This window comes from Trichocoleus sp. AS-A1 (genome assembly GCF_039962015.1).
Classification (GTDB): domain Bacteria; phylum Cyanobacteriota; class Cyanobacteriia; order Cyanobacteriales; family FACHB-T130; genus FACHB-T130.
Genome location: NZ_JAMPKG010000035.1, coordinates 41,327 through 60,265 on the forward strand (window position 1 = coordinate 41,327; position 18,939 = coordinate 60,265).

Sequence of the window (18,939 nt, forward strand, 5' to 3'; positions counted from 1 at the left end):
AATGAATTGGCGAAATCTGGTAGCTCAAAGTCAAAAAATCAATGGGACACTCTCTGAAGCTTCCTCAAAAAATCATGCTGCTTGGTTCAGGAGAACTCGGCAAAGAATTTGTCATCGCTGCTCAACGTCTAGGCAACCATGTCATTGCAGTGGATCGCTATCATAATGCTCCAGCAATGCAAGTAGCTGATGAATTTGAAGTAATTTCTATGCTCAGTGCTGATGACCTAGAAGCCGTCGTGCAAAAACATCAGCCAAATTTAATTATTCCGGAAATCGAAGCGATTAGGACGGAGAAACTGATTGAATTTGAAAATAGAGGGTTTACAGTCATTCCGACTGCTACTGCTACCCATTACACGATGAATCGAGACCGAATTAGAGAACTCGCCCATCAGCAATTAGGACTTAGAACTGCTAAATATGCGTATGCAACAACGCTGGAGGAATTTATTGATGCTTGCGACAAAATTGGGTTTCCCAATGTAGTGAAACCTGTGATGTCATCCTCTGGAAAAGGTCAATCGGTTGTCAATTCGAGCGATGAGGTTGAAGCGGCATGGAAGTACGCAATTGAAGGTTCTAGAGGAGATACTCAAAAAATTATTGTTGAAGAGTTCATCCCCTTTGAATTAGAAATAACCTTGCTAACGATTAAGCAGTGGAATGCTCCAACTATTTTCTGTCCTCCTATTGGTCATCGTCAAGAAAGGGGGGATTATCAAGAATCTTGGCAACCCGCAGCAATGCCAGAAAACTTGCTTTTGGAAGCACAGGCGATCGCGCAAAAAGTTACTGATGCTTTGGGAGGCGCTGGAATCTTCGGGGTAGAGTTCTTTATTACCAAAGATTCTGTAATTTTTTCCGAACTTTCTCCCAGACCTCATGATACGGGAATGGTAACATTAATTTCTCAAAACTTGAATGAATTTGAATTGCATCTAAGAGCGGTTTTAGGCTTACCAATTCCTAAAATAGAACTATTAGGGGATTCAGCAAGTGCAGTAATTCTGGCAAGTAAGCATTCAAATTCAATCGCTTTTATGGAGGTGCAAGAGGCTTTATCTGAACCAAATGTAGATATCCGGTTATTTGGAAAGCCAAATTCTCGCCCTAACCGCAGAATGGGAGTTGCTTTGGCGAAAGCAAGTAATGTCCAAGAGGCGCGGGATAAAGCGACTAAAGCCGCTAGCAAGATTAAAATTGTTAATCAAGACGATCATTATTGATGCTTGATTATTAGAGATTCCCCCAACCCTCCTTTTTAAGGGGGGCTAGGATAAAAATTCACCTTTTAACAAAGAATATAGGGTGGAGCAAATATTTTGTCTTTAAATATGAGAATTGTATTAATAGGTAAATTAGAATTCAGGAGTTAGTCAAGTTGAACGAGCTTATCTTTTCTGATATTCAAAACCATTGGGCGCAAGAGTGTATCAAACAACTACATGAACGAAATCTAATTAGCGGCTACCCAGATGGCAGTTTTCGTCCGAATGCACAGGTGACGCGGGCAGAGTTTGCGGCGCTGGTGCGAAAAGCGTTTCCCAATACTGTCCCGATTCGGAATGCGATTAACTTTGTGGATGTACCTTCAAGTCATTGGGCTTATCAGGCGATTCAAATTGTTTATCGGGCTGGTTTTTTGTCTGGCTATCCAGATCGCACATTTAAGCCCAGCCAGCCGATTCCGCGAGTGCAAGCTTTAGTGGCTTTGGTGTCGGGGTTGAAGTATGGCGCTCCCACAAATCCTAGCGAAATATTAAAAAAGTATTTTGAGGATGCGGCGCAGATTCCCAATTATGCAATTGGCGCGATCGCATCTGCAACCGAAAAATATCTCGTCGTCAATTATCCGAATGTCCGACGCTTTAACCCCAATCAGAATGCCACGAGAGGCGAGATTGCGGCTTTGATTTGTCGCGCTTTGAGTATTCCTGGCGTGCCCTTGCAGTATATTCCAGGGATGGAATTTGTGGTGATTCAACCGCAATTTGATGAAGCTGAAGCTTTTTCGGAAGGATTGGCACGAGTCAAAATTGCTGACAAGTGGGGTTATATCGATAAAACAGGTAAACTCGTAATCTCGCCACAATTTGATGAAGCGGATGCTTTTTCTGAAGGAGTGGCACTGGTTAGACAATACGCGCCAAAGAGGCAGTAATGGAAACTCGCGGTGTCTGGATTACCACGACAGATAGCAAAGTCCTGAATTCTCGGCAAAACATTGCTGCGGCGATGGATTTCCTCGCTCAAACTGGGTTCAATGTGGTTTTTCCTGTTATTTGGAATAGTGCCTTTACGCTATATCCCAGTAAAGTGATGCGAGACAATTTTGGGGTCGAAATTGATCCGCGATATCGCGATCGCGATCCCTTAGCTGAAATGATAACTGAGGCGCGTCGAGTCGGACTTGCGGTGATTCCCTGGTTTGAATACGGATTCGCCGCTTCTTACAATCAAAATGGTGGGCATATTCTAGCGAAAAAGCCTGATTGGGGTGCCCGCGATAATAGCGGCAATTTAGTTAAAAAGAACAGTTTCGAGTGGATGAATGCCCTTGATTCTGAAGTGCAGGAATTCTTACTCAATTTAGTGCTAGAAGTTGTCAAAAATTACGAGATTAGCGGCATTCAAGGGGACGATCGCCTGCCTGCACTTCCAAGCGAAGGGGGCTACGATCGACGAACAAGCGATCGCTACTTTCAGCAGTTCCTCCAAAATCCTCCGCAAAACCCAAAAGATCCGCAATGGCTTCAGTGGCGTGCGGATATTCTCACCGATTTTTTAACTCGTCTCTACCAAGAAGTCATTAATATTAAGCCAGACTTGCTGATTTCACTGGCACCGAGTCCCCACGGTTGGGCACTTCAGGAATACTTGCAAGATCCCAAAGCTTGGAGCGATCGCGGGTTGGTTGATATGATGCATCCACAGTTGTATCGCCGCGATTTCTCTAGTTACAAACAACTGGTTGATACTCTTGTCGCCCAGCAATTTACCCCGGAACAGCTACCAACCCTGATACCCGGTATTTTACTCAAAGTCGGGGGATATCGCATCAGCGCCGAATACTTGTTGCAAGCGATCGCTTACAATCGCTTTCGTGGCATCCAAGGCGAAGTTTTCTTCTTCTACGAAGGGCTGCGAGAAGACAACGACGCCTTAGCCAAAGCCTTGCGTTCTGGCCCCTACTCCCAGCCTGAACCCTTTAATCCCTCACACTTCAAACAGCTTGGTTTTACCAGTCGGAGAATTGGCGGCAAATATAGCTATATCGACACGACCGGAAAAAGTGTCAGCCAGCCACAATTTGACTGGGTGGATTCTTTTCATAGCGGGTTGGCGCGAGTCAAAATGGGCTATAAATGGAGCTTTATTGATACTACCGGAAAATTGATTAGCCGATTCCAATTTGATAGCGCTGAGTATTTTAGAGAAGGGATGGCAGCGATAAAAATTGGTAGCAAATATGGTTATCTCGATAATACGGGGAAACTCGTCGTTCCGCTGCAATTTGATGAAGCTAAGTCTTTTTCAGAAGGGTTAGCAGCAGTCAAGATAGAGAACAAGTGGGGCTACATCGATCGGAGGAACACTAAGGCGCTAGATGCGCCTCAGGGTTGGATCAACAACTTTCTGCTTCGCTTCCAAACTATTTTTAATCCAAACACCCTCACAATTCCTCCGCAATTTGATAGCGCTGATGCCTTTTCGGAAGGAATGGCACGCATTGGTGTTGGTGGAAAATATGGTTATATTGACACGACGGGAAAGCTGGTAATATTGCCACAATTTGACGACGCTAAATCTTTTTCAGAAAAATTAGCAGCGGTAAAACTTGCTGGGAAATGGCAGTATATCGATAAAACTGGGAAGGTGGTAATTTTGCCGCAATTTGAGGATGCTGAGTCTTTTGTAGAAGGGCTAGCAGCAGTCAAAATTGCTGGCAAGTGGGGCTATATTAACAAGATAGGAAAGCTGGTCATTCCTACAGAATTCGACAACGCGCAATCCTTTTCCCAAGGATTGGCGCTGGTTAATATTGGTGGATCGTGGCGTTCCGGTGAGAATGGGGAATTGTCTTTCAGCGGCGGGAAGTGGGGCTACATTCGGAATGTGCTGTCTTGAAGGGCTGAGGGCTGTAAGGGTGAGTTTCCCGGTCGCTACTGAGTTGCGGGTGGCAAACGCGATCGCACAGACTGAGCAAAGTCCTCGCGTCCAATCTCTAATTGTGGTGGAACGCCGTTGGGATAGGTTTGAGAGATCAAAGCCTGTAGTTTTTGAATTCGGTTTTCAGGGTTGGGGTGGGTGCTGAAAAACTCCGGGGATTGACCGCCACTCCTCGCACTCGCCAGAATCTGCATCACTTCGACACTGGCTTTAGGGTTATATCCAGCTTGCGCCATAAACTGAACGCCAAGGCGATCGCTTTCTAGTTCGTCCTCCCGTCCGTAGCGCAGATTGACAATCTGGTTCACTGCTTGGGCAATCACTTGTGCCTGCCGACCGCCACCTTGGTCGTCACTCGCCGCAACTCCAACCGCTGTTACCAGTGCTGTACCAAGTTGCTGCTTTGCCAAGCGTTCCGCCCCGTGTCGTCCCACAACGTGCCCGACCTCGTGCCCCAACACAGACGCCAGTTGTGCTTCAGAAGAAAGACGACGCAGCAAACCCGCAGTAATAAAAATTTGTCCTCCCGGCAACGCGAAGGCATTAATCGTTTGAGGGTCGCGCAGCAGATGAAATTCAAAGGGATAGCCGGAAGTCTTCGCCTTTGACTCCTGCACTACCTCATTTCCTACTTTGTCAATATAGTTTTGTAGCGCCGGATCTGGGTACAGACCGCCAAATTTCGCCGCCATTTGCGATCGCGCTTGCAGTCCCAAGACGACTTCCTCCTTTGGCGAAAGTTGCACCCGCTGCTTTTCCCCAGTTACCGGGTTCTCCACTGTCGTAGTGCAGTAACTAACTAACCCAAATAGCATAAGTAACAGTGCAATTCCCAGCCGGATTAGCGCTCTCACTGCTTATTCTCCCGATTTATTCGTCCGGAGGTTATCATACTGCTCGGTAATTTAACATCAGTCCGAAGGATGCTTTATTTAGTTTTTTTGTAGGATGAAGGCAACTCTAGAGCTTGAACCTAAGCGTTTATCCTCTTTTACCCCAATGTTAAATATTATTAATTGAGTAGAAAGTTCGGTGCAATCAATAGACGAATTAGCGCTTTAGGAATCTGAACGTGAAAAGAATGCCGTTTGCCTATCTGTTTGCCTATCTTTTGAGGTAAAGACACTTATATCGTGTGGCAGATAGGATTGCTCTATTTGAACTGTTAATCTGTAAATGTAAAGAAGAGACTATTAAGGAATCAGAACCATGAACATTATTGCTTGGATCGTTTTAGGTCTGATTGCTGGTGCAATTGCTAAAGCTATTTATCCGGGTCATCAAGGCGGTGGTATTCTAGGAACCATCGTACTAGGAATCATTGGAGCTTTCGTAGGCGGTAGTATCGGTACTTTCCTGCAAACGGGGACTCTACAATTAGCAGCTTCTAGCTTGAGCATTCCTGGAATCATTGTCGCTGTTTTAGGCGCAATCGTTGCAGTCTTCCTGTGGAACTTACTCACTCGCCGCGCCGCTTAAGTAGCGCTACATCTGCCACTTCGTTCGGCAGAGTCAAAATGCTCAATCTGCGATCGCAGCTCTTGGGCAAGTCTTGGGCAACTGATTAATTTTCAAGGAAGTGAAAATTGCGTTGTAATAGACGACAGGTAAGTAGTATACGCCTCGTCAGTAGGGGAGTATCAGAGACTCCCCTACACTTTCAATGCAATGAGATCAAAGAACGCGATCGCTTGGAGCAAGATTGATATTTTTTGATTGAAGTATGATTCGGGAATTCTCAATCTTGCTATACATAGTTATTTTATGGCTTTGAAAATAGCTTTAAAATAATTGCCAGAGCCTTGCATCTACCATTCGTATAAAAGTTCAAGATAAAAATTGAAGTGTGAAACCGCAGGCTGCAACTATAGCCCTGCGAACCATTCATAACCTTGATCTTCCCAATAGCCCTTATAAGGTAACAAATCGCCAACTAGCGTAATGCTTGTCACCCATTTGCTTTGCTTGTAGCCGAGTTTAATCGGGGAAGCTAGACGTAGAGGGGCACCATTCTCAACCGATAAAGGTTGACCATTTTTTTGATACGCCATGAGAGTTTGGGGATGCAACGCAGAAGCAATATCCCAACTTTCGTAATAACCATCCGCCGACTTAAAGTAAGCATAGCGGACATTCGCTTTTGGTTGCGCCAGAGATACAATTTCCCGCAGTTGGATTCCCCCCCACTGCACAATTGCCGCCCAACCTTCGACGCAGACATGGCGAATTGTCATTGAGGATAAAGGCATTTGCTGAAGCTCCGCCATACTAAGACTCAAAGGATTATTAACCTCGCCATTTACATCTAGGCGAAACGCAACAGGGTCTATTTGTGGCGTAAAGTCAAATGTATTAATAATTAAAGCATCTGGCTCAATCTGGCTAGCAGGAAATTCAGGTACAGGTTTTTGCGGATTTAGCAGCAACTCTTCAACACTTTGGTTGAGGGGTTCAAAAGCTTTACCTGCAATCCCCTCAAACACGCTGAACGCACAACCCCCCAGAAGTAAGCTAATACTAGAAAGTCCTGAGAATTGCAGAAATCTGCGACGGGGAACTTGAATCAAGTTCATAAAATATCTCTACTAAAATATTCAATAACTTAAATAGCAACCTCCTCCTTTAAGAGTTACAGTAAGAAATCCAGTGAACTCATTTTAAAGAAGGAAACTAGATTGATAATGAGCTTTAGGATTGTTGTAACCCAAGCTACAGCTCATTATAAAATACCGTTACCAGAACATAGAATCAATTAAACGAGAACCTCCCACTTTAAGAGCTAGCCAAGAGTGAACCATTGCAAAGAGTATGACAGTTGGCACACTCATAAAGTGAACAATTCGCAATGCTTGCCAATCGCCAAATAAATCAACAATCCAGTGAAATTGAGCTGGTTTATACATTCCCAGTCCGCTTAGCAAAGCTAGCAGTAAAATCGGAATAATCGCGGTGTAAGCAATTCGATGCCAAGCATAAGCAATGCGCTTGGGGTTGTGGCTCAATTGCAGTGCCTTCACATCCTTCTCACCTACAAATCGATGCTTCCAGCGCCGAGTTATCAAAATATAAATCCCGTACCAAACTAAATTTAGAGCAAATAGCCACATGGCAGCAAAATGCCAATGTCTACCTCCAGCAAGCCAGCCGCCTAGCAAAAACAAGGGTGGAAAATGCCAACCACCGCGTCCACCAAAAACCGGATTGGCGTTGTAAATCTGTAGTCCGCTGGTAATCATTAAAAGCAAGCTAATAATGTTGATCCAGTGAAATGATTTTGCCGCCAAAGCTTGTGTCGGTAGCAGTGGGGGGCGAGGTGTTTGGGAGGAAATAGAAGAACTCATAGATTTATAAGTATAAATTTATCTTTTTTTGATTTCATCTTAAACACTATCTTCTCACATCAAAACTCAAAACTCTTCTTACCAATTTTCTATTCAAACCGTTTCTCCTTTTACTGGCACTAAATAACATCCAGTAATTTTCCATTTACCCTGAGATTGCTTTTTCATCAGATAAAGTGCCCTGACCAAATTCCCATCTCGATCGAGTAGAAGCACTTGCTGAGCTGGGAATCCTTCAATTGTGGTCATGTTCTCAAACATCACGGAACGAGGACGATGAACTGGTTGATAAGCAGCCTTCACCATCCTTAAAAAGTTGTCTGGCGTCCCGAATTGAGCTTGAATTTCTGCGCTAGCAAAAGAGAAAGCGCCTTCAGCATCGTCTTTCTGAAATGCTTCCAGTTGGTTAGAAATCACAGAACGGATAATCAGGCGATCGCTATCAGTTACTTCCATTTGTTGAGCTTTAACAGGTAAGGTGAGCGGTAAAAAAGCCAGCAAGAATTTCAGGAAACAACGGACGCAACGCATCTGAAAATTATTTTGACTTATCGGAGATTTTAATCTGGATTAGCAAGCCGGATTGGAATGAGCCAAGAACTCCGTTAGGCTCAATCAACCAGATTTAATCTGAGACAATCTATCTTGCATTTCTACATCCACCGACACCGAGCGAATTTTGCGCCCGATTGCTGGAGGCTGCCGCAGTTCGCATCGGAGATCCGCAACTAATTCGCACAAGTGTTGCGCTATGTCCCGATCCAATGGCGTCTCCGGTTGAAAGCTATGTTCAATCTGACGAGCTAGTTGAGAACCCCAAGGAAAGCCAAACATCCCTAAAGAACCCGCTAGCTTGTGAGCTGCCCAAACTGCTCGGTGGCGCTGTTCCAACCCCAGTTCGTCTCTCAATAAGGCAGTCGTTGCCTCCTCAACAACATCTATCCGAGAGATAATCTCTCCTTGCAAGCGCTCCCAAACTTTCATCACTGCCGCCTGCGTTTGAGCGGGAGTCGGCGGCTGGTGTAGGGCGGAGGATACCGCTTGTGTTGGAGGATGAGATTGAGCTGGCTTGAGGCGATATCCTAGCCCATAAACCGTCTCAATCAGATCGGTGGGAGCGCCCGCGGCTCTCAGTTTTTGCCGCAACCCTTTAATGTGAGATCGGACGGTTTCTTCAGCGGGTGGTTGCTCAAACGACCACAGGTGTTCCAGAAGCTCGCTGCGCCTAAAGACTTGATTCGGACAGCGCACAAACAGTTCTAGTAGCGCGTACTGTTTGGGGGTAAGATGCAAGTTTTTCCCTTCATAGCGTCCCTCTAAGGTAGGCGGGTCAAGACCTAGGCTGCCATTCTTCAGAATTGGCGGCTTTAATAAACAGCAATGACACAGGAGAGTGCGGACACGAGCCGCTACTTCTTCTAAATCAAAGGGTTTGAGGACATAATCATCCGCACCAGCATCCAGCGCCATGACTTTATCGCCATCAATTTCATGGGCAGCGTATAAGAGAATCGGCATCAACCGCCCCAAAGAACGTAGCCGCTGACAAAGACTGATGCCATCCAGTGTGGGGAGCATCACATCTAGCAAAATTAAGTCATAAGTACCAGCCCGTGCGAATTGCCAGCCTGCTTGCCCATCGGCTGCCCGGTCAATTATATAATTGCGATCGCTGAGGGTTTTGGTGAGAGCTTGTGCCAAACGCTCATCATCTTCCACTAGCAGAATGTTCACTTTGAGATTTCCCCTAATCCTGATTCGCTTCCCGTCAAGCACTGGCGACAGACGCCCGCAGGCATTTTCTACATATATCAATTAATTTGTCAATAGTGTTTTAAAAAATAAGCATTTCTATGAAGTTATTTAAACTAAGTTTGCCTGATATTAAAGATAAAAGCAAAAAGGCAAATAGTAATCATCACGATTTGCCTTCCGCTGGCAGCAGTAACCGTAGCAGTAAAGCATCTTTTGAAATTGGCAATTGCGGTGGGTTTTAGAAAGATTTTTAAGTACGACGATCACTAACGATGGCTGTCTCTGCAACAATAACATCTAGCAATTTTTCGTTGTGCTATTCGATTCATCTTGGGTTTACAATTCAAGGCAAATTGCGATCGCTAATTTCCGCTAACTTCTAACTAAACAACCGCGCCACAGGACAAGTAAAACCGGGAAGCAAGGGCGAAGTCAGTTCATCGCTGGCAAACAATGTTGCTGTTAGCACAAGTGTTGCCCCCTCCCGTCGATAAATCTGAATTTGCTGCAAACGCCAATCAACTATCCAGTATTCCCTAGCTCCCTGCGATGCGTAGAGTTTTAGTTTCACCTGTCTATCTCTGCGTTCATTCTCCTCGCCTGGAGATAGCACCTCAACCACCAACTCTGGTGCTGCGGTTAAATGCCCTGCATCATCCAACACAGCAGCTAATCGTTCCTTGCTTGCCCAAACCACATCAGGAATCACGTTATCAGCATCTGTAAAAATGATGCCAGCACCACTTGCAGATTCTCCTAAACCAGTCTGTCGCGACCAAAAATTCAACTCTGTACAAATGTTGCTACATACTCTTTGATGACCCCAGTGTGGTGCGCGTGTCACAAATAATTCTCCATCCACAATCTCATAGCGATTCCCGTTATCTGGCAACAACTCCAGATCGGCAACTGTCCAACGGACTCGATCGGTAGTGGTTTGGCTCATCAGGCACTCCTTGAGTGTGTTACTCCATTTTATTAGTGCAAAGAAAAGACTGAGAACTAAAATTTAGTCCTCAGTCCGCGAAGAGAGTGCCGCTACGCGAACACTCCTTAGTGCTATTTTCAGATGCAGGCTTTAGCCGCGCAGATGGGCGGCATTTTCCATCAGTTGCTGTTGCAGGTTGGCGGGTACCGGCTTGTTGGAGGTAAACTCCATTGAGAAGTTAGCTTGACCGGAAGAAAGCGATCGCAACTGTGCAGAATAACCGAACATTTCCACGAACGGCACTTCGGCACGGATGACAGCGTAATTTTCCATCGTCTCAGAACCCAGCAAGATGCCGCGACGAGACGAGAGATCGCCCTGCACTCGCCCCACAAACTCGTTAGGTGTTTCCACTTCCACGAGCATAATCGGTTCGAGGATGACTGGCATTGCTTTGGCAAAGGCTTGCTTGAGGGCAAGACTCGCCGCAGTTCGGAACGCCATTTCCGAAGAGTCAATCGCGTGGTAGGAACCCGCTTCTAGTATCGCTTTGACACCAACAATCGGATAACCGATGAGATGTCCGCTTGCGATCGCTTCGCGGAAACCTTTCTCGCAAGCGGGGATGAATTCTTTGGGAATTGCACCACCAACCACCCGATTCTCGAACGCAAACGATTCTTCGCAGGGTTCAATCCGACCGATAACATGAGCATACTGACCGGGGCCGCCGCCTTGCTTCTTGAGCCTGTAGTCGAAGGTTGCCGACTGGGTAACGGTTTCGCGGTAAGCTACGGCGGGCGCACCGACGTTAACTTCGGCGTTGTATTCCCGCTTCATGCGTTCGATGTAGATTTCTAGATGCAGTTCCCCCATCCCCGAAATCAGGGTTTCTTTGGACTCCGGATCGATGCTGACGCGGAAGGTAGGATCTTCCCGTGTAAAGCGATTGAGCGCTTTTGACATTTGATCGGCATCTTCCCGTTTCTTGGGCGCGATCGCTAGCGTCATTACGGGTTCTGGCACAAATATCCCCTCCAAAGAGAAGTTGGTTCCTTCCGAACAGAAGGTATCGCCAGAAGCGCAGTCTACACCCAGCAGAGCTACAATGTCCCCAGCGGCGGCACTTTCGACCTCCTCGCGTTTGTTCGCGTGCATCCGCACAATTTGGCTCACTAGCACCCGTTGGTTGGTGCGAGTGTTGTAGATGCGTTGTCCCTCACGCAGCGTCCCAGAATAGATGCGGGTATAAGTCAGTTGTCCGTACTCATCTTTGGCAATTTTGAAAGCCAAGGCAACCAGTGCGGATTCCGTGTCTGGATAGACATGAATCGGCTCATTAGTCGGAATCGCGATCGCTTTCACCACCTCTCTATCCACTGGAGACGGCAAGTAAAGAGCAACAGCATCTAAGAGGTTTTGAACCCCCTTATTTTTGAAAGCGGAACCCATCAGAACTGGAGTTAATTGCAAGCTTAAAGTTGCCCGACGCAGGGTTTCCCAAATCATTTCTTTGGGAATTTCCTCCCTCTCAAGTAGCATCTCCATTATCGGTTCGGAGAACATAGAGAGTTGATCGAGCATCTTTTCTCGTGCTTCTTTTGCCTCATCCCGTAAGTGTTCGGGAATCGACTCAATAGCGCGAATTTCGCCTTTTTCTCCAGCAAAATAGTTTGCCGTCATTTCAATCAAATCAATGACGCCTTCAAACTTATCCTCGCTGCCGATAGGATACTGAAGCAGTACCGGGTTCAAACCTAGTTTTTCTCGCAGCGATCGCACGACTCGGAATGGATTTGCACCCGTCCGATCCATCTTATTAATGAAGGCAATACGCGGCACTCGGTAGCGCTTCATCTGCCTATCTACGGTGATAGATTGCGATTGCACACCAGCAACAGCGCACAGCACCATAATCGCACCATCAAGAACCCGCAATGCACGTTCAACTTCAATCGTGAAATCTACGTGTCCCGGAGTATCGATCAGGTTAATCTGCGTATCATTCCATACGCAAGTTGTCGCTGCTGAAGTGATGGTAATGCCTTTTTGTTGCTCCAACTCCATGTAGTCCAACGTAGCGCGATCGCTACCTCCCCGAACTTCGCCAATCTTGTAAATTTTGCCCGTGTAGTACAGAATCCGCTCGCTGAGGGTTGTTTTACCAGAGTCGATGTGAGCAGAAATGCCAATATTACGGATGCGCGTTCGGGGAATCATAGGACAAATACTCTGCCTTACCAGAGCTATGAAAAGACGTTTGCCACTTGTGCGGCAATCTTTATACTACATTCATGTTACATAAATGTCAAGGGTGTAGGAAGGTAGAGCGATCGCGCTGTCTGTTTATGGTTTACCGTTTGGGTAAACCATAAGCGTGTAGCTGCCGAAAAGAAGGAATCAGCTTGATAAGCCTTCTACAGCGATCGCTCCACAAAATCAAGAAGAATTCTCAATCCTTGCAAACTTGCTCAAAATATAAAAAAGCTGACCTGTAATTTTGGTCAGCGAATAAGATTAGATTTAGCTAGAAATCTTAAGTCCAGTAGAGAATGCGACCTTGAGGAAAGCGCTTAGTAATCTCACTCTCAAAAAAGCGCCGTAGGGTCTTCATCGTGTCAGTGTCATAAACATACTTGGTGCCGCCAAATTTGTTACGCTTAACAGTGCGTGTTTCTTCGTCCATGTCCAGCTTTGATTGGGGATACCAAGTTTGCAAAACCTCTTTTGAGCCAGGGGTGAAGCGGTGGGAAATCAACTCGAAAGTTAGGTCACAATCAAAATCGAGTGCTTCGCTAATCGAGTCAAGCAAACGAGTGTAATGTGTCTCCCAATCCTCTATCGGCATAATCGGCGCAATCACTAAACCCACTGGATACCCGCCACCGCCAGAAGATCGAGGTAAAGCTAACCGCCGCAAAGCTTGAAGCCGGGAAGCTACTGAGGCTGTACCGCCTTCAAAGCGACGAGATACCGGATCGGCATTCACACTAATTCGACAACGGGTGTGACCATTGTGCGGCAAGTTGAGTAATTCATCCACCGCATCGAACTTGGAAACCCAACGCAGATATCCATTCGTCCGCGTGCCAAAGTAGCGGATACATTCTGCGAGGCTACCTGTTAAATGCTCAATACCTAGCGGGTCAGTGTAGCAGCTAACCTCAAAACTTGTGGCGTCGCTTCCTTCGTAAGCTGCTAGATTCTCCAATATTTGCGGCAAGTTCGCAAAGACGCGAATCACTGGTGGCCCTGATAAACTACCGGCTAAATAACAGTATTGACAGTGTGCTGGACAGCCTTCCGCGATGTGAAATTGCCAGTCAGCCGATGGAGGGATGGGGCTGAGTTTGAAGGAACTAGGCGGTGCGGTGACGACGGCAAGGGTACGCTTAGCAATGTTGTAGGTATCGCGATCGCTCTCGCCACGTAAACCAGTCAGGCGGTTTCGCGCCAACTCTTCGATGGGTAAATTAAGCGACTGGACGCGAGAAAGTATCTGCTGACCGTAAGGTTCTTCTAAAGCAGCGGGTGTGAATAAAACTCGCTCCGGCATCCACAAACGGGTGGATGGCGCTTCTGGAGATGAAATGTTGTTTGCGATCGCTTGCATACTGTCAGATTCTGCGTATTGATCAATTTGGAGCTGAAGTCAGGGGCGATCGCGATCGCCCCTTCCCGATGACCTTAATTCTCTAAAACTTGGCGGATGCGCCGTTCCAACAGTTCCAGATCAAGACCGCCTTCATCACGGCTAATCCGACGCACCGTTGAGTTAACGTTGCTCAAATCCACCAATAAATCTTGGAGAATTTCTTGCTGTTGACGCGCTTGGGTGACTTCACGCGGTTCTTGCACCAAGTCACGAATGATGGTGTCTTCAGCCCGTGAGGCAACGACCGGGTCAGCTTCCCCCTGTAGATGAACGAAGGTTCGCCGCCCCGGCCCGCGCTCTTCCTCGATGGGGATAATTGCTGTCACCTGGTCGGAGCGCACGTATTTTCCGAATCCTAGATGGACTAAAACCGATGATTGTAGTTTCATTTAGAAGAATGTTTATTTTGTCCCTTACTTCTATTTTAAACGCCTACTGAAAGACCTGAGACCTAGAACTGGAGCGGGTTTTACTCCCTTAAGAGTAGTAGTATCCGGTGGCGATCGCGCGACTTTTTGACCCGACTATCATGGGCGCAAAATATCTGTTTACGCAAAAGATTTATCTGTACCATCGGGATTCCCGGCTGGTTGAATGCGATGCTTCACTTGCCTATGGGTAGCCTTGCCAAGTCAGATTTAGACCAATTGGCGGCTGAATGCGATCGCTACAGAAAGATTCGATTTTCTATGGGATATTATCTGCATAATCCTCTCGGAAATTAGAGAGTGCAAGATGATTAAAACTTTGTGGCAACCTCCCCGCCTGCGGACGCCTGAAGAGAACGAAAAAGAACGCCGCGCGACTTGGTTAGAACTCTTTTATGACTTGGTATTTGTGGCAGCGATCGCGGAAGTGGCGCATAATCTCAACGAACACGTCTCGCTGCTGGGTTTTTTGGGTTATATGCTGCTGTTTGTGCCGATTTGGTGGTCTTGGGTTGGGGCGACTTTTTACGCAAGTCGGTTCGATACTGACGACTTAGGACACCGACTGCTGACATTACTGCAAATGATTGCGATCGCAGTGCTGGCAGTAAACGTGCATTACGGCTTAGGAAAAACTTCCGACGGCTTTGCCCTTTCCTACGTAACTGTTCGATGTATTTTAATTTTCCAGTATCTAAGTGCTGGATACTTTGTGGTGGCAGCGCGGAAGTTGACAACTTGGTACGTGATAGGCTTTAGCATCGCCGCCGCCATCTGGCTAATCTCAATTTTTGTCCCAATTCCTTGGCGTTTTTGGCTTTGGGGATTGGGATTTTTGATTGACTTTGGCACACCTCTCACCGCCAGACAGTTGGCTGCCAAGGTGCCGCCGAGCTTTTCACACATCCCAGAACGTTTAGGCTTATTTACGATTATCGTGTTGGGTGAGGCGGTGATTGGCGTAGTCAAAGGCGTTTCTCAGCTGCAATGGGGTCTTGCATCTGCCACTGTGGCTGTGCTGGGGATGATAGTTGCTTTTAGCCTGTGGTGGATCTACTTTGACAGCGTGGATGGCTCACCTCTGCGGAGGATGGGAACTGGCAACCTGAACTTTGGTTTAATCTGGCTCTATTCCCATTTACCCCTCGCCATTGGCATTGCTGCTGCTGGTGTAGGTGTGGAACATATTGTCGTGTCCAGCAAAACGGCAGGAGCGTTACCTAGTAACGAACGATGGCTGATCTGCGGCGCTGTGACGATGTGTTTGATAGCCTTGGCGGTGATTCACCTGATTACCTGTACTTTAGGGACAAAGCGACATCGTAAGATTTTAGCCGCCTATCGTTTGGGTTCTGCGGCTTTTATTCTGGTGATTGCGATCGCGGGTGCGGCTTTGTCACCGATTACAGTCGTTAGTTTGGTAGCTTTAGCTTGTGCTGTGCAAGTGGTGCTGGGTTTCCTGACACCCCCTCACGTTCAGCCTGAGGCAAAGTGCTGATCGATACGATAAAGGTATTCAGCCAGCCTCAGGCTTGGGAAAGCGATCGCCCACTTTCCTCAAAATTGCGTGCGATCGCGAGAATTCCAACCTCTAACGCACTCGATAGTTTCTAGCTTCCTCCCTCTAAAGGGATGAAGCAGGAACCGCAGAAGAGGATGAGGTTGGCGCTACGGGCAAACAGCTTAACAATTTATCTTCGATTGCTGAAGGCAGGAACCGCAGAAGAGGATGAGGCTGGCGCTGCGGGCGATCGCTGCCCAATCGATGCCTGGAATATAGGATAATTCCCATATTTTCCTAAAGGTAAGAATTCCATCGTAAACTGCTGGTTTTCTAAAGGCAGCTTTACCTCTTCAGGCTTTTTCTCAGAGATTTGGCAGGAACGAGTGTAATAGCAGACATAAATAAACTTCTCTTTTTTCTGCTCAAGTAACGCCTCGCCCAAAGTTTGTAAATCCTGAGGTTCTTTCGTCAGGAAAAATACTTTTTCAAGTAGGGGTGCTTGGAGAACTTGAGCAACATATTGGTTGGACATCGCGACTTCTGTTTCTGGTTGCGATCGCAAAAACTGAATAGCTGGAGAAATCCCTTGATAATTTTTACTGAGATAAGCCGTACCGGAGTAGGTGTTTTTATAAACCCCAATTATAAAAAGCACCAAGAAAATAACCGTACCTATTTTTTTGATACTTCTGTTCGCCAATCTCCGGACAAATTCAAACTCTTTGATTGCGACTAAGCAAATTAGCGGTACCAAAACCAGCAAAAACCGAGGTCCCCATTGCTTGCCTCCAGCACCAGCCGGAACCATTACCGCAACCGCCACAGTAAATAAGAAACAGGTTGCATAGATAACCGTCATTCCCAAGCTTAGTTTTAGCTTTTGTCGGCTAAATAAACTCACTCCTAAATATAAAATTGCAAATAAGGTTAGGGGAAAATACTCAAACAAGCCAGAACTCATTTGATTAAAATTTGCTACCGCCACTAATAATCTATCGCTTAGGGAGAATTTCTCTACTATCTGAACGGAATGCATTCCTAGAGGATGCTTATAAATCAATGTATTCAGCACAAAGAAGATGGCAATCGTTAAAAATGTGCTGACAACAAAGAGTTCCTTTCTTCTCGCTAAAAACTGAACTTTTTTTAATTTTAAAAAAGATGCAGCATAAACCAGGACAGCCAAAAACGCGACAATGCCTAGAATCTCTTCTCTAAACCAAACAGATAAGCCAATAAATACCCCACTTAATACAGCATCCTTTTTAGACAACCCTTCTGTTCCCGGTATTAATAAAGTTGCCATTCCGTCAAAGCAAAGCGCTACAGCGAGGCTATGTTCCCAATACATCGCGCTATATCGCTCTTCTGTCACTCTAGGCAGCAGAAAATAGGAACTCGTTCATTTGAAGAGGTATGGGAACTGCACCATGAAAGTAATTCATAAGCGCGATCAGTCGTGAAAATCCCAAAGATAGGGCCGGAATGGGAAAGACTTACGAGCCTTGGTCGAATCAAGTTAAATAGGACAAAGGGTTGAAGGACTAAACGAAGATTATTTAACAAATTCTTCCATCCAGTTCCTTCATCCCACCAAGGATGCCTAAAAAATTTCTTAACCACAACAGAAGGTTTATCATCCCCCGAAAAATCGGGTCGTGGGTTTAGTGAAGCTGAGTGCAGACTGACTAGCAGATAAGCGCTCATTACCACTTCCCACCATTTCTGAATCTGAGCATAATCAGTAACGCGAAAATCCGCCCAACCCAGTTCATTTTTACTTTGCTTTAAGCCATATTCCACCCAATTTCGCAATCCGTAGAGATTACCCACTTGGTGATATTTGATTTCTGGCGTATGAGTCATTACATACCAAGTTGAGTTTTTAGGTATAGCGTTTCTCAAATAGATGAGATACACTCACCAGCATTGAGCAGGCGAATTCGAGATGAAAGCATATTCAATTGATTTACGGCAAAAGATCATTGAGGTTTACCAAAGGGAGGAAATTTCTCAACGTCAATTAGCTCGACGGTTCGGTGTCGCTCTCAGTTTTATCGTCAAGTTACTCAAGCAATATCGTCAAACCCAAGAAATATCGCCAAAACCTTTCAATGGGGGAGTGAAGCTCAAATTAACTCCAGATAAATTGGAGGTGCTGGCAAATTTAATTGAAGAAAATAATGATGCCACCCTAGAGGAACTGTGTTCCCTGCTGAAGGCAAAGACGGATATTACTATTAGCCGTGCCACGATGGGACGAATGAGCCAAAGACTCAAACTAACAGTAAAAAAAAACTCTACACGCCAAGGAAAAAGATACTCAAAGAGTGCAAAACATGAGAGTAGATTTCTGGTCAAAGATTCGGGATGTTCCCCTAGAAGACCTGATTTTCCTGGATGAAGCCGGAGTTAACTTAGCTTTAGTTAGATTATATGCCCGTGCGCTTCGGGGTCAAAGAGCTTATGGTACTCGCCCTCAAAAACGAGGCAAAAATGTCTCGATGATTGGAGCGATCGCGCTCAAGGGAATTGTCGCATCAATCAATATTTTAGGAGCAACCGACGGCTTAACTTTTGAAGCCTTTGTTCTCCAAAAACTCGTTCCTAATCTCTGGAAAGGAGCAACTGTAGTCTGGGATAATAGTACTATTCACAAAGGGCAAGAAATTGAACACACCCTGAGAGAAGCTGGAGCAAAATTGATTTATCTCCCACCATTATCTCCTGATTTTAACCCGATTGAAAACTTTTGGTCAAAAGTCAAAAACACGTTTCGTTCCCTAGGGGCAAGAACCTATAAGGCTCTAGATTTAGCGATTAGTGAGGCTTTTAGTCAAGTCTCTCTTAAAGACATTCGTAATTGGTTTGCTCACTCCTGCTACTGTATCTCACCTATTTGAGAAACGCTATATATCGCTCTTCTGTTTGATTCAATCTTGGCTACAAGTATCTCAGGGGGGAACAGGAAGCTTGAAGCAGATGTGTAGGAAGGGATAGAGTCGCTAAGCACAAAAAAAGATAGGCTTGCTACTTGACCACAAGCCTATCCCAAAAAATGCTGCCTCCATTCTACCAAGCTCATCTCCAACAGTGCCTCAGTCCTCGCCATTACTTGCTCGTGAATCTGCTGGTGTTGCTATTGCAATGGCACA

General features: G+C 46.0%; 17 protein-coding genes and 1 pseudogene. 7 read left to right on the forward strand and 11 right to left on the reverse strand.

Translation table 11 applies throughout. From position 1 onward, the window contains the following. The first annotated feature begins 41 nt into the window (after positions 1-41). The 3 genes from purT (at position 42) to NC994_RS22065 (ending at position 4,131) form a co-directional block, all read left to right on the forward strand. Positions 42-1,229 carry a formate-dependent phosphoribosylglycinamide formyltransferase gene (purT, locus tag NC994_RS22055; RefSeq protein WP_190431604.1) on the forward strand — a complete coding sequence of 396 codons (1,188 nt, stop codon included), beginning with the start codon at positions 42-44 and terminating at the stop codon, positions 1,227-1,229. Between the two features lie 155 nt (positions 1,230-1,384). Further along, positions 1,385-2,164: an S-layer homology domain-containing protein gene (locus tag NC994_RS22060; protein ID WP_190431606.1), complete on the forward strand. Its 780-nt coding sequence runs from the start codon at positions 1,385-1,387 to the stop codon at positions 2,162-2,164. Further along, positions 2,164-4,131, forward strand: coding sequence for a WG repeat-containing protein (locus NC994_RS22065; protein ID WP_190431608.1), 1,968 nt, complete (start codon positions 2,164-2,166; stop codon positions 4,129-4,131). The genes NC994_RS22060 and NC994_RS22065 overlap by 1 nt, the downstream gene beginning before the upstream one ends. Positions 4,132-4,166: 35 nt before the next feature. Here NC994_RS22065 and NC994_RS22070 read toward each other — a convergent pair whose 3' ends face one another. Further along, positions 4,167-4,988: a M48 family metallopeptidase gene (locus NC994_RS22070; RefSeq protein ID WP_190428607.1), complete on the reverse strand. Its 822-nt coding sequence runs from the start codon at positions 4,986-4,988 to the stop codon at positions 4,167-4,169. A gap of 394 nt (positions 4,989-5,382) precedes the next feature. Between NC994_RS22070 and NC994_RS22075 the strand changes: the two genes are divergently transcribed. Next, positions 5,383-5,652 (forward strand): GlsB/YeaQ/YmgE family stress response membrane protein, encoded by a 270-nt coding sequence (locus NC994_RS22075; RefSeq protein ID WP_190410490.1) that lies wholly within the window; start codon positions 5,383-5,385, stop codon positions 5,650-5,652. A gap of 386 nt (positions 5,653-6,038) precedes the next feature. Here NC994_RS22075 and NC994_RS22080 read toward each other — a convergent pair whose 3' ends face one another. The 8 genes from NC994_RS22080 to NC994_RS22115 form a co-directional block, all read right to left on the reverse strand. Further along, positions 6,039-6,746 carry a molybdopterin-dependent oxidoreductase gene (locus tag NC994_RS22080; RefSeq protein ID WP_190431611.1) on the reverse strand — a complete coding sequence of 236 codons (708 nt, stop codon included), beginning with the start codon at positions 6,744-6,746 and terminating at the stop codon, positions 6,039-6,041. A gap of 159 nt (positions 6,747-6,905) precedes the next feature. Next, positions 6,906-7,514, reverse strand: coding sequence for a cytochrome b/b6 domain-containing protein (locus tag NC994_RS22085; protein WP_190431614.1), 609 nt, complete (start codon positions 7,512-7,514; stop codon positions 6,906-6,908). A gap of 93 nt (positions 7,515-7,607) precedes the next feature. Further along, a complete protein-coding gene (locus NC994_RS22090; protein ID WP_242032483.1) occupies positions 7,608-8,045 on the reverse strand; it encodes a DUF4864 domain-containing protein in 438 nt (145 codons plus the stop codon). Positions 8,046-8,129: 84 nt separating this feature from the next. Next, entirely contained in the window at positions 8,130-9,248 is a 1,119-nt protein-coding gene (locus NC994_RS22095) for a response regulator (RefSeq protein WP_190431616.1), read from the reverse strand. 400 nt (positions 9,249-9,648) lie between these two features. Continuing rightward, complete coding sequence (locus tag NC994_RS22100) at positions 9,649-10,215, reverse strand: Uma2 family endonuclease (protein ID WP_190431618.1); 567 nt, start codon at positions 10,213-10,215, stop codon at positions 9,649-9,651. A 132-nt stretch (positions 10,216-10,347) separates the two neighbouring features. Beyond that, the gene (gene fusA / locus NC994_RS22105; RefSeq protein ID WP_190431620.1) at positions 10,348-12,417 is read right to left on the reverse strand and encodes an elongation factor G; all 2,070 of its coding nucleotides are present in this window, start codon (positions 12,415-12,417) and stop codon (positions 10,348-10,350) included. A 316-nt stretch (positions 12,418-12,733) separates the two neighbouring features. Beyond that, complete coding sequence (locus NC994_RS22110; RefSeq protein ID WP_190431623.1) at positions 12,734-13,810, reverse strand: spore photoproduct lyase family protein; 1,077 nt, start codon at positions 13,808-13,810, stop codon at positions 12,734-12,736. A gap of 74 nt (positions 13,811-13,884) precedes the next feature. Beyond that, positions 13,885-14,241 carry a hypothetical protein gene (locus NC994_RS22115; RefSeq protein ID WP_190431624.1) on the reverse strand — a complete coding sequence of 119 codons (357 nt, stop codon included), beginning with the start codon at positions 14,239-14,241 and terminating at the stop codon, positions 13,885-13,887. Between the two features lie 126 nt (positions 14,242-14,367). Between NC994_RS22115 and NC994_RS22120 the strand changes: the two genes are divergently transcribed. Further along, entirely contained in the window at positions 14,368-14,577 is a 210-nt protein-coding gene (locus tag NC994_RS22120) for a hypothetical protein (protein WP_339380865.1), read from the forward strand. Positions 14,578-14,587: 10 nt separating this feature from the next. Beyond that, positions 14,588-15,778, forward strand: coding sequence for a low temperature requirement protein A (locus NC994_RS22125; RefSeq protein ID WP_190431626.1), 1,191 nt, complete (start codon positions 14,588-14,590; stop codon positions 15,776-15,778). 193 nt (positions 15,779-15,971) lie between these two features. On the opposite strand, the gene NC994_RS22130 is transcribed toward NC994_RS22125, so the two are convergent. Together NC994_RS22130 and NC994_RS22135 are read right to left on the reverse strand one after the other, a co-directional pair. Further along, positions 15,972-17,090 (reverse strand): hypothetical protein, encoded by a 1,119-nt coding sequence (locus NC994_RS22130; protein WP_348225616.1) that lies wholly within the window; start codon positions 17,088-17,090, stop codon positions 15,972-15,974. 70 nt (positions 17,091-17,160) lie between these two features. Next, positions 17,161-17,677, reverse strand: a pseudogene (locus NC994_RS22135) (IS701 family transposase); the annotation flags it as partial. A 55-nt stretch (positions 17,678-17,732) separates the two neighbouring features. On the opposite strand from NC994_RS22135, the gene NC994_RS22140 reads away from it, so the two are divergent. Further along, a protein-coding gene (locus NC994_RS22140) for an IS630 family transposase (RefSeq protein WP_190431633.1) occupies positions 17,733-18,687 on the forward strand; the annotation gives its coding sequence in 2 pieces (ribosomal slippage) (positions 17,733-18,076 and positions 18,075-18,687; 957 coding nt in all). Positions 18,688-18,939 lie beyond the last annotated feature (252 nt).

Bases quoted from the DNA above. Each gene is read 5' to 3' on its own strand.
- purT (WP_190431604.1), top strand. From the start codon at position 42: ATGGGACACTCTCTGAAGCTTCCTCAAAAAATCATGCTGCTTGGTTCA.
- NC994_RS22065 (WP_190431608.1), top strand. From the start codon at position 2,164: ATGGAAACTCGCGGTGTCTGGATTACCACGACAGATAGCAAAGTCCTG.
- NC994_RS22070 (WP_190428607.1), bottom strand. From the start codon at position 4,988: ATGCTATTTGGGTTAGTTAGTTACTGCACTACGACAGTGGAGAACCCG.
- NC994_RS22075 (WP_190410490.1), top strand. From the start codon at position 5,383: ATGAACATTATTGCTTGGATCGTTTTAGGTCTGATTGCTGGTGCAATT.
- NC994_RS22080 (WP_190431611.1), bottom strand. From the start codon at position 6,746: ATGAACTTGATTCAAGTTCCCCGTCGCAGATTTCTGCAATTCTCAGGA.
- NC994_RS22085 (WP_190431614.1), bottom strand. From the start codon at position 7,514: ATGAGTTCTTCTATTTCCTCCCAAACACCTCGCCCCCCACTGCTACCG.
- NC994_RS22090 (WP_242032483.1), bottom strand. From the start codon at position 8,045: ATGCGTTGCGTCCGTTGTTTCCTGAAATTCTTGCTGGCTTTTTTACCG.
- NC994_RS22100 (WP_190431618.1), bottom strand. From the start codon at position 10,215: ATGAGCCAAACCACTACCGATCGAGTCCGTTGGACAGTTGCCGATCTG.
- fusA (WP_190431620.1), bottom strand. From the start codon at position 12,417: ATGATTCCCCGAACGCGCATCCGTAATATTGGCATTTCTGCTCACATC.
- NC994_RS22110 (WP_190431623.1), bottom strand. From the start codon at position 13,810: ATGCAAGCGATCGCAAACAACATTTCATCTCCAGAAGCGCCATCCACC.
- NC994_RS22115 (WP_190431624.1), bottom strand. From the start codon at position 14,241: ATGAAACTACAATCATCGGTTTTAGTCCATCTAGGATTCGGAAAATAC.
- NC994_RS22125 (WP_190431626.1), top strand. From the start codon at position 14,588: ATGATTAAAACTTTGTGGCAACCTCCCCGCCTGCGGACGCCTGAAGAG.
- NC994_RS22130 (WP_348225616.1), bottom strand. From the start codon at position 17,090: ATGGCAACTTTATTAATACCGGGAACAGAAGGGTTGTCTAAAAAGGAT.